Here is a 13,536-nt window from a genome sequence, read left to right as displayed (position 1 = left end):
GGCGATGGTGGCAGCGAATCGAATGTCCGGATGTCTGTTCAACGCGTCGTCCTGTGTGGCTGGGCGCCCTTTTACCGTGATTTCGGGCAAAAGCAGATATCGATTTTGCGTGAAATGTTGTTCAGAGGCCCCCTCGCCTCACATATGGCTGTCTTCTTCCTCGACCAGAATCTCGCGCTTGCCGGCGTGGTTGGCGGGGCCGACGATGCCCTCCAGTTCCATGCGCTCCATCAGCGATGCGGCGCGGTTATAGCCGATTTGCAGGCGGCGCTGGATGTAGCTGGTCGAGGCCTTGCGGTCGCGTTTGACGATCGCAACCGCCTGCGCGAACAGATCGCCGCCGCCATCGGCACCCATGCCGGTGGCGTCGAACACCGCTCCGTCCTCATCCTCGGTCGGCTCTTCGGCGGTAACCGCTTCGAGATATTCCGGCTGGCCCTGCGTCTTGAGGTGACGCACCACCTTCTCGACTTCCTCGTCGGAGGCAAAAGGTCCGTGCACGCGGCTGATGCGGCCGCCGCCAGCCATGTAGAGCATGTCGCCCTGGCCGAGCAGCTGCTCGGCGCCCATCTCGCCGAGGATGGTGCGGCTGTCGATCTTGGACGTGACCTGGAAGGCGATGCGGGTCGGGAAGTTGGCCTTGATGGTGCCGGTGATGACGTCCACCGACGGACGCTGCGTCGCCAGGATCACGTGCAGACCGGCGGCGCGCGCCATTTGCGCGAGGCGCTGCACCGCGCCCTCGATGTCCTTGCCGGCGACCATCATCAGATCGGCCATTTCGTCGACGATGATGACGATGTAGGGCAGCGGGTCGAGCGAGAGTTTTTCTTCCTCGTAGATCGCCTTGCCGGTCTCCTTGTCGAAGCCGGTATGCACCGTGCGCGTCGGCTCCTCGCCCTTGGCCTTCAGTTCGAGCAGGCGCGTATTGTAGCCGTCGATGTTGCGCACACCGAGCTTGGCCATGTTCTTGTAGCGCTCTTCCATCTCGCGCACGGCCCATTTCAGCGCGACCACCGCCTTCTTCGGGTCGGTCACGACGGGCGTGAGCAGATGGGGAATGCCGTCATAGACGGAGAGTTCGAGCATCTTCGGATCGACCATGATCAGCCTGCATTGGTCGGGGCGCAGCCGGTAGACCAGGCTGAGGATCATGGTGTTGATCGCGACCGACTTACCGGAGCCGGTGGTACCGGCAATCAGCATGTGCGGCGTGCGCGCGAGGTCGATGATAACAGGATCGCCGCCGATGGTCTTGCCGAGGCACAGCGGCAGTTTTGCGACCGTGTCGGTCGCCTCTTTCGCGACGAGCAATTCGCGCAGGTAAACTTTTTCGCGATGCGCGTTCGGCAGCTCGATGCCGATCGCATTGCGGCCGGGCACGACGGCGACGCGCGCCGACAGCGCGCTCATCGAGCGGGCGATGTCGTCGGCAAGGCCGATCACGCGCGAGGACTTGATGCCGGGCGCCGGCTCCAGCTCGTACAGCGTGACGACAGGGCCCGGATTGGCCTTCACGATCTCGCCGCGCACGCCGAAATCCTGCAGCACCCCTTCGAGCGAGCGCGAATTGGTCTCCAGCTCGGCCTTGCTGAGCGGCTGGCGATCGCCGGCCTTCGGCGCGGCCAGCATGGAGACGGACGGAAGATCGAACTTGTCGGAGGATTTCTTGGCCGCAGCCTTCGGCGCCGCCTTCTTGCGCGGGGCGCGCGCGGCCGGCTCCTCCTCTTCCTCCTCCTCGTCTTCGGCTTCCTCGTGCTCCTCCTCGTAGTCCTCGTCCTCGGCCTGCGGCGAGATCGAGGGCGCGGCGCGGCCGCCGCCGCCGAGATTCGGCTCCTGGCGGCTGAACGCAACCGCCTTGGTCTTCGGTCCGCTCGAGACCAGCGAGCGGTAAGCAGCGCCAAGCAGCCAGATCAGCCTTGCCTTCGTGCTCATCAGCGCATGGAACAGCCAGCCCAGCGAGACCGAGCCGCGATCGCTCTCCTCGTCTTCGTCGAGCGGCTTGTCGTCGTCCTCGATCTCGGCGAGCTCATCGTCGTGCTCGCGTGCGCCGAGACCGCAGGCGATCAGGAACGTCGCGGTCATTGCGGCGAACAGGATTGTGCCGAGGATGATGCGATAGATCGTGCCGGGCGGTCCGAAGATCACCGCGGGCGCGCGCACCAGGGCATCGCCGACCACGCCGCCGAGCCCGGTCGGCAGCGGCCAGGCGCCGCCATGCGGCCAGCAGCTGACGAAGCCGGCAGCGATCACCGTGCAGAGGATCCAGGAGCCGAGCCGCAGCGCCTCGCGGTCGAACGGGCGATGCGTCATCATGCGCCAGCCCCAGACCGCGACGGTCAGCACCAGCATGATCGCGCCGAGCCCGAGGATCTGCATCGCAAGGTCCGCGCCGATCGCGCCGGCATAGCCGAGGATGTTGCGGATCGGACGCGACGTCGCGTGGCTGAGGCTGGGATCCTGCACCGACCAGGTCATCAATGCCGCTGAGGCCACACCCGACAGTCCGATCAGGCCGAGGCCGGCGAGCTCGCGCATGCGCCGCGCCAGCCCCTCGCGGATCGAGGGCGGCAAATGGCCGACCAGTGGAATGACGCGTTCGATTGCCGACATGCTCATGGGCCCCGCCTAACCCAGAGTTTCGACCAGGCGGTGCAGCGCCTGCGCCGTGGTCTCGCCATCCTGCACCAGCGCGAGGCGGATGTAGCCTGCGCCGGGATTGAATCCATCAGGCTGCTGTCGCGCCAAAAAGCTGCCGGGCACCACGCGCACGCCTGCTTCCTTGAAGAGTCTCAACGTGACCGACACATCGTCGCCGATCTCGGAGGTGTTGAGCCAGACGCAGAAGCCGCCATCGGGCCGGCGATAGCCGTAACGATTGCCGATGATCTGGTCGGCGAGATCGAACTTGATCCGGTACAGCCTGCGGTTCTCCTCGACATGCGCCTCGTCGCCATAGGCGACGGTCGCGACATGCTGGAGCGGCACCGGCACCTGGGGCGCCGCGATGTTGCGCAGCTCGAGGAACATGCCGATGAGCTTCTTGTCGCCGGCGGCGAAGCCGACACGCAGGCCCGGCAGGTTGGAGCGTTTCGACAGCGACTGGAATGCGACCACGCGGGTGAAGTCGGGGCCGGCGCATTCGAGCGCGCTGCCCGGGGCCTCGCGGGTGTAGATCTCGGAATAGCACTCGTCGCTGAGGATCACGAAGCCGTAGCGGTCGGCGAGCTGCTTCAAGCGTTTGAAGTAGTCGGGCCTGGCAACCGATCCTTGCGGATTGGCGGGCGAGGCCAGGTAGAACGCGACCGTGCGCGCCAGCGTCGCTTCGTCGATCGCGTCGAGATCGGGCAGGAAGCCGTTCTCGACTGTCGTCGGAAGATGGACCGGCTCGCAAGCGGCCGCGAGGGCGCCCGCGCCGTAGACCGGATAGAACGGGTTCGGCATCAGGATGGCGGGCTTGCCGGGACGCGGGCCGACATAGCGTGCGGCTGCGATCGCGGCGAGGAACAGCCCCTCGCGGCTGCCATTGAGGACGAGAATCTCGCTCTTGGGGTCGAGCGCTCGTGGCAGCTTGAAGCGCGACGACAGCCATGCGCCGGCAGCGTTCCGGAACGGCTCGGTGCCCTGGTTCATCGGGTAACGGCCGAATTCGGCGATGTGCTTGGCCAGCACCGGGCCGACGAAGTCGGGCACGGGATGCTGTGGCTCGCCGACCGCGAGCGAAATCAAGGGCTTGCCGGGCTGATGCGGGGCCAAAAGCTCGTTCAGCCGAACGAAGGGCGAGCGTGCGGAATCGGAGCTACCACCGCCCTGCGGCGCACGGGATGAAGCGGTCAGAGCCATTCTGGGCGCCAGTACTCTTGGAACAGCCGGTCGCACCAAGGCGCCGGCGGGAAGCGGTTCAGTTCACCATAGATAGGGCGAGGTTAAGACGCGATTAACCATCGGCCGCCGCCGCCGTCCAGAGCGGGAATAATGGGCCCGGATAACAACGGGATGCATGGCGGGTTCGTCACCTCTCCCGCTTGCGGGAGAGGTCGACGCGAAGCGTCGGGTGAGGGTTCTCTCCTCTTGGGTCTTGGGGGTTCTCGCCCGCGGAGACACCCCCACCCCAGCCCTCCCCCGCAAGCGGGAGAGGGAGCGCACCGTCTCCCTGGCTCGATTCGATCTTCAGTGCCCCGGCAGCTTCTCGAAGGTCTTCATGCCCGCGGGGATCGCGTGAAACTCCTGCATGTCGCAGGTGTAGATCGCCATCTGCGGCTGGAATTGCTTTGGCTCGTCCAGCGTGCCGACCTTGAGGATCGCGGCGGGCAGGCCCGGAACCTTGGTCACCAGATGCGTGCCGCATTCGGCGCAGAATTCACGCGTCACGGCGCGTTCGAGGTCCTTGCGGGCGAATTGCTTGGGCTGCCCGGTGATGTAGCTGAAGCCGGCTGCAGGCATCGCGATGAAGGTGTTGGGCGCGCCGCCCGAGATGTACTGGCACTCGCGGCAATGACACTGGGCCTGCATCATCGGATCACCCTCGGCCACATAGCGCACTTCGCCGCAATAGCATCCGCCTTCCAAACGCATGACGACCTCCCGATTGTTGTTCGTTGTAGTCGATATTTCTGCGCCGGCAATCTGGAATGGCAATCTTTTTCTTCGGCACCTGGTCAAAAAGAAAATCTGCAAAAAGAAAGGGGCTCCAACTTGCGCTGGAGCCCCTCAACGGTCGGGGCATTGCCGGGTATGTGCCCAAACCGTAGTTGTGGACGCGGTCCCCGAAGGGACCGCGCCCGGGAGGAGAGAGTTACATGTTGTAGGCGCGCTCGGTGTGCTCGGTGATGTCGAGGCCTTCACGCTCGCTCTCGACATTGGCGCGGAGGCCAACGATCACATCGACCACCTTGTAGAGGATCGCCGAGCCGACGCCCGACCACACCAGCGTGGTGCCGACGGCCTTGAGCTGGGCGAGCACCTGGACCGCGAAGTCGTAATCGGCGACCTTCGGCGGGATTGCCGTGTAGTCGACGATGCCGGCGCCGCCGAGGGCGGGGTTGACGAGAATGCCGGTGCCGATGGCGCCGACGATGCCGCCAACGCAGTGCACGCCGAACACGTCGAGGCTGTCATCGTAGCCGATCGCGTTCTTCACGACGGTGCAGAAGAACAGGCAGACCACGCCGACGATCAGGCCGAGGACGATCGCGCCCATGACGCCGGAGAAGCCGGCCGCAGGCGTGACGGCCACGAGGCCGGCGACAGCGCCGGAGATGACGCCGAGCACCGAGGGATGACCCTTCACGATCCACTCCGCGAACATCCACGACAGCGCGGCGGCCGCAGTGGCGACGAAGGAGTTGGTCATGGCGAGAGCAGCGCCGCCATTGGCTTCGAGATTGGAGCCGGCGTTGAAGCCGAACCAACCGACCCAGAGCAGCGAGGCGCCGATCATCGACATGGTCAGCGAGTGCGGAGCCATCAGCTCCTTGCCGTAGCCGACGCGCTTGCCGATCAGGAGAGCGCCGACGAGGCCCGCGATGCCGGCGTTGATGTGCACCACGGTGCCGCCCGCGAAGTCGATCGCGCCCATCTTGAAGATCCAGCCGGCGTCGGCGTTGATCTCGTCGAGCTTGGCCTGCGCCGCGGTCTTCGCCGCCGCATCACCCGCCGCAGCCAGAGCCTTGGCCGCGTCCTGGATCATGTCCGGGCCCGGCCAGTACCAGACCATGTGCGCGATCGGGAAGTAGATCAGCGTGACCCAGAGCGGGATGAACAGTGCGATCGCCGAGAACTTCATGCGCTCGGCGAAGGCGCCGACGATGAGGGCGGGCGTGATCGCCGCGAAGGTCATCTGGAAGCACATATAGATGAGCTCCGAGATGTTGGCGTCGACCGAGAAGGTCGCGGCCTTCGAGTCGGTGGTGACGCCCATCATGAAGGCCTTGGAGAAGCCGCCGATGAAGTCGGAGCCGCCGGTGAAGGCGAGGCTGTAGCCGTACACGGCCCAGATCACGGTGACGACGCAGACGGTGTAGAACACCTGCATCAGGACGGAGAGCATGTTCTTGGAGCGGACGAGGCCGCCGTAGAACAGCGCGAGGCCGGGGATCGTCATCAACAGCACGAGCACTGTCGATGTCAGCATCCAGGCGTTGTCTCCCTTGTTGACCGTTGGCTCGGCGTAGGCTGCGGTCGCAGCGAACAGGCCGACTGCGAGAGCCGCCAATCCCGCGCCATAGGGACGCTTGAACGTCATATTATTTACTCCTGATTGGATAAGGTTGAGCGCGAAATCAGAGGGCCGCGGCATCGGCCTCGCCGGTGCGGATGCGAACCGCATGGTCGAGATTGATGACGAAGATCTTGCCGTCGCCGATCTGTCCGGTTTTCGCAGCGGACGTGATGGCGTCGATGGTCTTGTCGACCTGGTCGGAGGCGACAGCGACCTCGATCTTGATCTTGGGCAGGAAGCTCACGGCATATTCGGCGCCGCGATAGATTTCCGTATGGCCCTTCTGGCGGCCATACCCCTTGACTTCCGTCACCGTGAGACCGTGAACGCCGATGGCGGTCAGGGCGTCACGGACTTCTTCCAGCTTGAATGGCTTGATAATCGCCATAACAATTTTCATGGGTCCTATCCCCGCTTGGGCCCGGTCCGGACGTGGCCGGGCGTTTCTCGACTGGTTCGCCACGAGGGAGAAGTTTCACTACGCGGGCACAGCCGGACCCCTAGAATCAAATGCCGTGCCAGATCGGGCGTATTGCCTAACGGACTATGAAAGCGGGTGTTTTCGCGCTTGGCGCGTATTGCGGTGCAGTGCGCTATTACGTCGCGCTCAAAAGCTAATCACCGCTGCTCAATAAGCGGGCACGACAGGCTGCCGACACAATGTTGCTCACGCGTCGGGCAGCGAGAAGGTAATTACGTAGCGCAGAGGCCTATTGCAGGGCTTCGCCGTGCTGCGAAATATCCAATCCCTCGAGCTCGTGCTCACGAGATACGCGCAAGGGCACGAACAGGCCGACCAGCTTGAGCAGGATGAAGCTCACACCTGCCGCCCAGACGAAGGTGACCGCGACGCCGTAGAGCTGGATCAGGAGCTGCTGCGGATGGCCCTCGAGCAGGCCGGCGGTGCCGCCGATCGCACTGGTTGCGAACACGCCGGCGAGCAGGGTGCCGGTCAGGCCGCCGATGCCGTGGACGCCGAACACGTCGAGCGAATCGTCATAGTTGAAACGGTGCTTCAGCCAGGTGCAGGCCCAGTAGCACACCGCGCCGGCGATGATGCCGATCACGATGCCGTGCCAGGGTGCCACGAATCCAGAGGCCGGCGTGATGGTGCCGAGACCGGCGACCGCGCCGGAGATCATGCCGAGCACCGAGGGCTTGCGCCGGGTCGACCATTCGATCGCGCCCCAGGTCAGCGCACCGGCGCAGGCGGCGAGATGAGTGGCGATGATCGCCATCACCGCGCGCGAATTGGCCGCGCCCGCCGAGCCGCCGTTGAAGCCGAACCAGCCGACCCACAACAGGCCGGTGCCCATCACCGCGAGCGAGAGATCGAACGGCGAGAGATTTTCGGTGCCGTAGCCATGACGGCGTCCCATCACCTTGGCGGCGACGAGGCCCGCGGTGCCGGCCGACAGATGCACGACGAGGCCGCCGGCGAAATCCATCACGCCCAGGCTGTTGAGGAAGCCGCCGCCCCAGACCCAATGCGCCAGCGGAATGTAGACGAAAATGAACCAGGCGACGGAGAACAACAGATAGGCGGAGAACCGCATGCGGTCGGCGACGGAGCCCGCGACCAGCGCCACCGTGATGATCGCAAACGTCATCTGGTACAGCATGAACAACGCTTCCGGGATCGTCTTCGCCGCGGGGTTGACGCTGTCGAGCGTCATGCCGGCGAGGAACCAGCGGTCGAGCGTGCCGATCCACGGCCCGTCGCCGACAAAGCAGAGCGAATAGCCGAACGCGACCCAGAGAATCGAGATGATCGTCACCGCGGCGAGGCTCTGCGCCATGGTGGCGAGCACGTTCTTCTTGCGCACCATGCCGGAATAGAACAGCGCAAGACCCGGGATCGTCATCATCAGCACCAGCGCGGTGGCGACGATCATCCAGGCGGTGTCGGCGGTGTTGATCTCGTTTGCCGCCGCTTGCGCCGGTGCGGCCACGACCAACGCAAGTCCGATCGGCGCAGCCAAAGCGGCTGCACGGCGCAGCAATCCCGCCATGTCATTTCCCCCAGCATAGAAATTACGTCGCACGCTGTGGCGTCGTTGCCCGGTGCGATCGAAGCAGTCGTGTTTAATTCAGAGCGCGTCGCTGTCGGTCTCGCCGGTGCGGATGCGCAGCGCGTGGTCGATCGGCGTGACGAAGATCTTGCCGTCACCGATCTGGCCGGTGCGGGCCGTCCAGGTGATCACGGCGACCGCCTTGTCGGCGACGTCGGAGGCAACCGCGATCTCGATGCGCAGCTTCGGCAGGAAGTTCACGACATATTCGGCGCCGCGGTAGATCTCGGTGTGGCCTTTCTGGCGGCCATAGCCCTTCACCTCGGTCACGGTCATGCCGTGGACGCCGATCGCCGTCAGGGCCTGGCGGACCTCATCGAGCTTGAAGGGTTTGATGATCGCGACGACGAGTTTCATGGTCAGGCCTATTCCCCGGGATGCGCCGCGCCGTATGTCCCCGGCGCCGCGTCAATCTGGCATCTTTCCGGGCAAATGGCACAAAAAAGTTGCAGATTGAAGCGGAAAAACGTTTGGCCATGTGAATGGCCGCCTCTGTACAGGGCAGCTGTTCATCCTTCACAATGCATTTTTGGCATGGATGCGGTGAACCGAAGCGTCCTGGCCGGTACATAAGTATGTTCGAGGGGGACGCTTCATGGCGAGTTGGTTCTACGCATCCGAGGGCAAGCAGCAGGGGCCCTTCCCGGAAGGACAATTCCGCGATCTGATCGCCCAGGGCGTCGTCCGCCCGGACACGCTGGTGTGGACCGAGGGCATGGCCGGCTGGCAGAAGGCCGCCGAGATTCCCGGCCTGGTCGGCGGCGGTGCACCTCCGATGGTTCCAGCCGGCGGCTCGCCGATGATGGGCGGCGGTGGTTATGCCGGCGGCGGAGGCGGAGGATCGCTGGCCGTCGATTTCGGTATCCTCGAGTTCACCTGGCGCACGCTCGTGCTCGTGATCGGCTCGTGCTTCATCATTCCGGTGCCGTGGCTGTTCGTCTGGTACACGAAATGGATCGTACCCTGCGTCAAGGTCCCCGGGCGGCCCAATCTCAGCTTCACCGGCAGCGCGATGACGCTGGTGCCCTGGTTTTTTGGTTTCATCGTTCTGGCGATCGCGCTCGGCTTCGTCGGCAGCCAGTTGCTGAGCAATCTGCTGTTCATCGTCCAGATCGTGCTCTACTGGCTGCTGATCAAATGGATGGTCGCGAACCTCGCTTCCAACGGGCAGCCGCTCGGTCTCGGCTTCTCCGGTTCGGTCTGGGCCTATATCGGCTGGAATCTGCTGTTCGCGATCTCGATCATCACCATCATTGGCTGGGCCTGGGTGGCCGCGGCCCAGATGCGCTGGTTCTGCCGCAGCATCGAGGGCACGCGGCGCGAGATCGTGTTCAAGGGCAGCGGTCTCGACATCCTCTGGCGCGGCATCGTGGCTGCGATCCTGTGCAGCCTCATCATTCCGATCCCGTGGGTGTATCGCTGGATCATGAACTGGTTTGCCTCGCAGACCGAGCTCGCTCCGCGCGGCTCGCTGGGGGCATGATCCGGAAAGCCGCAAGCGCGTTCATCGCGCTTGCGGCGATCGATCGTTCTTTCGGCTCGTACGACAGGTCAGGCGTGAATTGACAGTTGCGGCGCGATCGTTTCCGCGACGGCGCGCATGTCGCGCGCCAGCGCCAGCGAATTTGTGCGGTCGAGCTGGCTGCCGAGGCCGACGGCCGCGATGGTGTGCGAGATCGTCCCCTTCGCGTTCAGGACGGGCACGGCGATGATCGTCACGCCGGCAATGTAATTGCCGCGGTCGATGCTGAAACCCTGCTTGCGCACCTGGTCGACCTCCTTGCGCCAGGCCTCGAAGGTCGGCGCGTTGTGCCAGCGCAGCAGGCGAAAGCGCTTCTCGATCTCCTTGTCCGGCTGGCCGCTGAAGGCGGCGACGCAGCGTCCCGTGGCGCTGATCAGCGCCGGAAAGCGGCTGCCGATGTCGACATGAAGCCGCACCGGCGCCTGGCTGCGCGCCAGCGCGACGACGATCATGTTGTCGAGGTCCGGCACCTCGACGCCGATCGCGGTGACGCCGTAGCGGCTTGAAAGCTCCTCGAGCTTCGGCCGCATCAGGCTTGGAAAATCGGCATTCTCGAGCACCGCACGCGCCAGCGGCAGCATGCCGACGCCGAGGCTGTAGCGTTTGGTCTGCGGATCGACCTGCAGCAGATCCTCCGCGAGCAGCGCGCGCACGATGTGCAGCGCGGTGCTCGGCACCAGGTCGAGAGTTTCCGCAATCGCCTTGAGACTCTGCGGCGCAGGACTGCGGCTGAGCAGGCGGAGAATGGCGACGGCGCGCGTGACCGCGGGCACGGCGCGGACACGGGGTGATTTGGCATTCGGCATGATCGTATCGGTACAACAGCGGCTGGAGTGCAACAACAGCAACTCATCGAGGCAGCGCTAGCGCGGCGCTGATCTTTCGCCTCACCACGGCACGCGCTGCGAGCTCCGGCGCGATTCTCATTAATTGTACATATACAATTAATGGTGCTATTTGACAATTAGCGCGCCGTCGGTATCTTGCCGGTCATGACCAAGCTGACCGACTTCACGAGCTACGCCGCCGCGCAGACGATCTTCTCCCCGGAGAAGCTGTGGGAATTGTTCGACGGCAATCGCGAGCAGCTGAATATCGCGCATGAGTGCATCGACCGGCACGCCGGCCGCTCCGATCCGGCCGTGATCGTCGTCCGCGCCGACGGGCCGGACGAGGTGCTGGGCTTTGCCGAGCTCGCGGAAGCTTCCTCGCGCTTCGCACATGATCTGGTGAGCCGCGGGATCAAGGCCGGCGATCGCGTCGCGGTCATGCTGGAGCCCTCGCGCGCCTTCTACGTGGCGGTGTTCGGCACCATGAAGGCCGGCGCCATCGCCGTGCCGCTGTTCACGCTGTTCGGACCCGACGGCGTCAAGCTGCGCGTCGACGATTGCAAGCCGCGGCTGATCGTGACGAACGCGGAGAAGGCGCCGCTGCTCGCCGGGATCGGCACGGAGGTCGTCGTCGCCGATGACGCGTTCCTGAGCGGCCTGCAGCGCTTCGCACCGCGCTTCACCCCTGATACGGCGGCCGACGCCATGGCCCTGTATCAATATACGTCGGGCACGACGCGCGAATTGCCCGAAGCGGTCAAGCACACCCATCGCTCGATCGTCACGCTGATGGTGGCGGCGCTGTACGGCACCGGGCTGCGTCCCGGCGACCGCTTCATCTGTCCATCATCGCCGGCCTGGGGACATGGGCTCTGGCACGGCACGCTGGCACCGCTGGCCCTCGGTATCACCATCGGAGCCTATGCCGGCAAGTTCAATCCGGAGCGACTGCTGGAGGCGCTCGAGCGGCACCGGTTCACCAACATCTCCGCGGCTGCCACGCATTATCGCATGATGCGCAATTCGGGCGCCGCGCCGCGCTACCGCTATGCGCTGGAGAAATTGTCGTTCACCGGCGAGCCGATCGACAGCGAGACGGCGGCCTTCGCGTACGACACTTTCGGCCATCAGGTTTGCAGCATGTACGGCACCACCGAGATCGGCGTGATCCTGGTGAGCTATCCCGGCGCACGCGATTTCGTCGTCAAGCCGGGATCCCTGGGCAAGCCGATCCCCGGCGGACGTGTCGAGGTGCAGGACGCCGAAGGCAAGCCCTGCGCGCCCGGCGTGACCGGCGAGCTGAAGGTCTGGCGTCGCGGCGAGTGGATCGCGACCAAGGACCTCGGCCGGATCGACGAGGACGGCTATTTCTACCATGGCGGCCGGGCCGATGACGTCATCATCTCCGCCGGCTGGACCATGAGCGCCGTCGAGATCGAGGACGCCATCCTGAAGCATCCGCAAGTGCGCGAGGCCGCCGCCATCGGCGTGCCCGATCCGCTCCGCGGACAGGTGGTGAAGGCCTTCGTCGTCACCGACCGGCCGGGCGATACGTCCTTCGAGCACGAGATCCAGGACGTCGTGCGCCAGCGTCTCAGCCATCACGAATATCCGCGGGTCGTCAGCTTCGTCACGGAGCTGCCGAAGACCCCGGCCGGCAAGGTCAACCGCAAGGTGCTGCGCGACCGCGAGCAGGCCATCAAGCAATCAGAAACGACGAATTAAACAGAGGAACGTCACATGCTGGACAAGACCGAAACCAGGTTTCCAAAGATCACCGAAGAGGGTCTCGACGATCTGCGCAAGCGCATCGGCGTCGCCATCGGCGTGACCGCCGAGCCCTGGTGCTACGAGGCGACGCGCGACAACATCCGTCACTACGCGCACGGTATCGGAGACGACAATCCGCTGTGGTGCGATCCTGACTACGCCGCCAAGTCCGCTTACGGCGGCATCATCGCGCTGCCGAGCTTCCTGTTCTCGACCAGCCGCATCGTGTCGGGCTATGTCGGCGGGCTGCCCGGCGTCCACGCTATGTGGTCGGGCGCGGATTGGACCTGGCACAAGGCTGTCAGGCGCAACGACGTGATTTCGACCGAAGCCAAGCTGAAGGACCTCGTCGAGCATCAGACACGCTTTGCCGGCCGCGCCATCCAGCAGACCTATCACGTTGATTTCTTCAACCAGCAGGGCGACCTCGTCGCCGAGGCGGACAGCTGGTGCTTCCGCACCGAGCGCGACCACGCGCGCGAGCAGGGCACCAAATACCGGGAGGTCAAGGCCCGTGCGCCGCGCCGCTACAGCGACGAGGAGCTCGCCGCGGCCTACAAGCACTATGCCGACGAGCGGATCCAGGGCTCGCGTCCGCGCTACTGGCAGGACGTCACCGAAGGCGAGGCGCTGCCGGTGATGCTGAAGGGGCCGATGACCGTCACCGGCTTCATCGCCTATGCGCAAGGCTGGGGCGGCCTCTACATCCGCGCCAACAAGCTCGCCTGGAAACTCGCCGATGCCCATCGCGGCCTCGGCATTCCCAACCGCTTCAATATCCCCGACTGCCCCGAGCGCGTGCACTGGGAGGAGGAGTTCGCGCTCGAGGTCGGCGCGCCCGGCGCGTATGATTACGGTCCGGAGCGCTGCTCCTGGCTCACCCATCACCTCACCAACTGGATGGGCGATGACGGCTTCCTGCGCCGCGCGACCTGCAAGATCCGCCGGCACAATCCAGAGGGCGACATCCTGTTCATCAAGGGCAAGGTGAAGCGCAAATTCATCGAGAACGGCCGTCATCTCGTCGAGATCGAGCAGGAAGCGCGCAACCAGGACGACGAACTCTCCGTGCTCGGAACCGGCATCGTGGAATTGCCAAGCCGCAGCTGACAGCAACCAACT

At 64.8% G+C, this 13,536-nt stretch carries 11 protein-coding genes; 3 read left to right on the top strand and 8 right to left on the bottom strand.

What is annotated here, in order from left to right:
• Positions 1 to 138: 138 nt before the first annotated feature.
• The 7 genes from ACVJ19_RS12990 to ACVJ19_RS12960 form a co-directional block, all read right to left on the bottom strand.
• Complete coding sequence (locus ACVJ19_RS12990) at positions 139 to 2,619, bottom strand: DNA translocase FtsK (RefSeq protein ID WP_456739383.1); 2,481 nt, start codon at positions 2,617 to 2,619, stop codon at positions 139 to 141.
• A gap of 9 nt (positions 2,620 to 2,628) precedes the next feature.
• Positions 2,629 to 3,843: an aminotransferase class I/II-fold pyridoxal phosphate-dependent enzyme gene (locus ACVJ19_RS12985; RefSeq protein ID WP_453948792.1), complete on the bottom strand. Its 1,215-nt coding sequence runs from the start codon at positions 3,841 to 3,843 to the stop codon at positions 2,629 to 2,631.
• A gap of 327 nt (positions 3,844 to 4,170) precedes the next feature.
• Complete coding sequence (locus ACVJ19_RS12980; RefSeq protein ID WP_453948793.1) at positions 4,171 to 4,575, bottom strand: GFA family protein; 405 nt, start codon at positions 4,573 to 4,575, stop codon at positions 4,171 to 4,173.
• A gap of 220 nt (positions 4,576 to 4,795) precedes the next feature.
• The gene (locus tag ACVJ19_RS12975) at positions 4,796 to 6,244 is read right to left on the bottom strand and encodes an ammonium transporter (protein ID WP_453948794.1); all 1,449 of its coding nucleotides are present in this window, start codon (positions 6,242 to 6,244) and stop codon (positions 4,796 to 4,798) included.
• 37 nt (positions 6,245 to 6,281) lie between these two features.
• Positions 6,282 to 6,620 carry a P-II family nitrogen regulator gene (locus ACVJ19_RS12970; RefSeq protein WP_008142813.1) on the bottom strand — a complete coding sequence of 113 codons (339 nt, stop codon included), beginning with the start codon at positions 6,618 to 6,620 and terminating at the stop codon, positions 6,282 to 6,284.
• A gap of 310 nt (positions 6,621 to 6,930) precedes the next feature.
• Positions 6,931 to 8,232 (bottom strand): ammonium transporter, encoded by a 1,302-nt coding sequence (locus ACVJ19_RS12965; protein WP_453948795.1) that lies wholly within the window; start codon positions 8,230 to 8,232, stop codon positions 6,931 to 6,933.
• Positions 8,233 to 8,310: 78 nt separating this feature from the next.
• The gene (locus tag ACVJ19_RS12960; protein ID WP_453948797.1) at positions 8,311 to 8,649 is read right to left on the bottom strand and encodes a P-II family nitrogen regulator; all 339 of its coding nucleotides are present in this window, start codon (positions 8,647 to 8,649) and stop codon (positions 8,311 to 8,313) included.
• A 238-nt stretch (positions 8,650 to 8,887) separates the two neighbouring features.
• On the opposite strand from ACVJ19_RS12960, the gene ACVJ19_RS12955 reads away from it, so the two are divergent.
• Positions 8,888 to 9,775 (top strand): GYF domain-containing protein, encoded by an 888-nt coding sequence (locus tag ACVJ19_RS12955; protein ID WP_453948798.1) that lies wholly within the window; start codon positions 8,888 to 8,890, stop codon positions 9,773 to 9,775.
• Positions 9,776 to 9,843: 68 nt separating this feature from the next.
• On the opposite strand, the gene ACVJ19_RS12950 is transcribed toward ACVJ19_RS12955, so the two are convergent.
• Positions 9,844 to 10,620, bottom strand: coding sequence for an IclR family transcriptional regulator (locus ACVJ19_RS12950; protein ID WP_453948799.1), 777 nt, complete (start codon positions 10,618 to 10,620; stop codon positions 9,844 to 9,846).
• 186 nt (positions 10,621 to 10,806) lie between these two features.
• Between ACVJ19_RS12950 and ACVJ19_RS12945 the strand changes: the two genes are divergently transcribed.
• Positions 10,807 to 12,369, top strand: coding sequence for an acyl-CoA synthetase (locus ACVJ19_RS12945; protein ID WP_453948800.1), 1,563 nt, complete (start codon positions 10,807 to 10,809; stop codon positions 12,367 to 12,369).
• 15 nt (positions 12,370 to 12,384) lie between these two features.
• Positions 12,385 to 13,524 carry an FAS1-like dehydratase domain-containing protein gene (locus ACVJ19_RS12940; protein WP_453948801.1) on the top strand — a complete coding sequence of 380 codons (1,140 nt, stop codon included), beginning with the start codon at positions 12,385 to 12,387 and terminating at the stop codon, positions 13,522 to 13,524.
• Positions 13,525 to 13,536: the final 12 nt, after the last annotated feature.

It is taken from the genome of Bradyrhizobium sp. USDA 376 (assembly GCF_054063675.1).
Note: the sequence above shows the minus strand (reverse complement) of the source record. Positions and strands in the feature narration are given on the sequence as shown.

What these genes read in the sequence shown, in the direction of transcription:
- ACVJ19_RS12990 (WP_456739383.1), bottom strand. Translation starts at nt 2,619, where the DNA reads ATGAGCATGTCGGCAATCGAACGCGTCATTCCACTGGTCGGCCATTTG.
- ACVJ19_RS12985 (WP_453948792.1), bottom strand. Translation starts at nt 3,843, where the DNA reads ATGGCTCTGACCGCTTCATCCCGTGCGCCGCAGGGCGGTGGTAGCTCC.
- ACVJ19_RS12980 (WP_453948793.1), bottom strand. Translation starts at nt 4,575, where the DNA reads ATGCGTTTGGAAGGCGGATGCTATTGCGGCGAAGTGCGCTATGTGGCC.
- ACVJ19_RS12975 (WP_453948794.1), bottom strand. Translation starts at nt 6,244, where the DNA reads ATGACGTTCAAGCGTCCCTATGGCGCGGGATTGGCGGCTCTCGCAGTC.
- ACVJ19_RS12970 (WP_008142813.1), bottom strand. Translation starts at nt 6,620, where the DNA reads ATGAAAATTGTTATGGCGATTATCAAGCCATTCAAGCTGGAAGAAGTC.
- ACVJ19_RS12965 (WP_453948795.1), bottom strand. Translation starts at nt 8,232, where the DNA reads ATGGCGGGATTGCTGCGCCGTGCAGCCGCTTTGGCTGCGCCGATCGGA.
- ACVJ19_RS12960 (WP_453948797.1), bottom strand. Translation starts at nt 8,649, where the DNA reads ATGAAACTCGTCGTCGCGATCATCAAACCCTTCAAGCTCGATGAGGTC.
- ACVJ19_RS12955 (WP_453948798.1), top strand. Translation starts at nt 8,888, where the DNA reads ATGGCGAGTTGGTTCTACGCATCCGAGGGCAAGCAGCAGGGGCCCTTC.
- ACVJ19_RS12950 (WP_453948799.1), bottom strand. Translation starts at nt 10,620, where the DNA reads ATGCCGAATGCCAAATCACCCCGTGTCCGCGCCGTGCCCGCGGTCACG.
- ACVJ19_RS12945 (WP_453948800.1), top strand. Translation starts at nt 10,807, where the DNA reads ATGACCAAGCTGACCGACTTCACGAGCTACGCCGCCGCGCAGACGATC.
- ACVJ19_RS12940 (WP_453948801.1), top strand. Translation starts at nt 12,385, where the DNA reads ATGCTGGACAAGACCGAAACCAGGTTTCCAAAGATCACCGAAGAGGGT.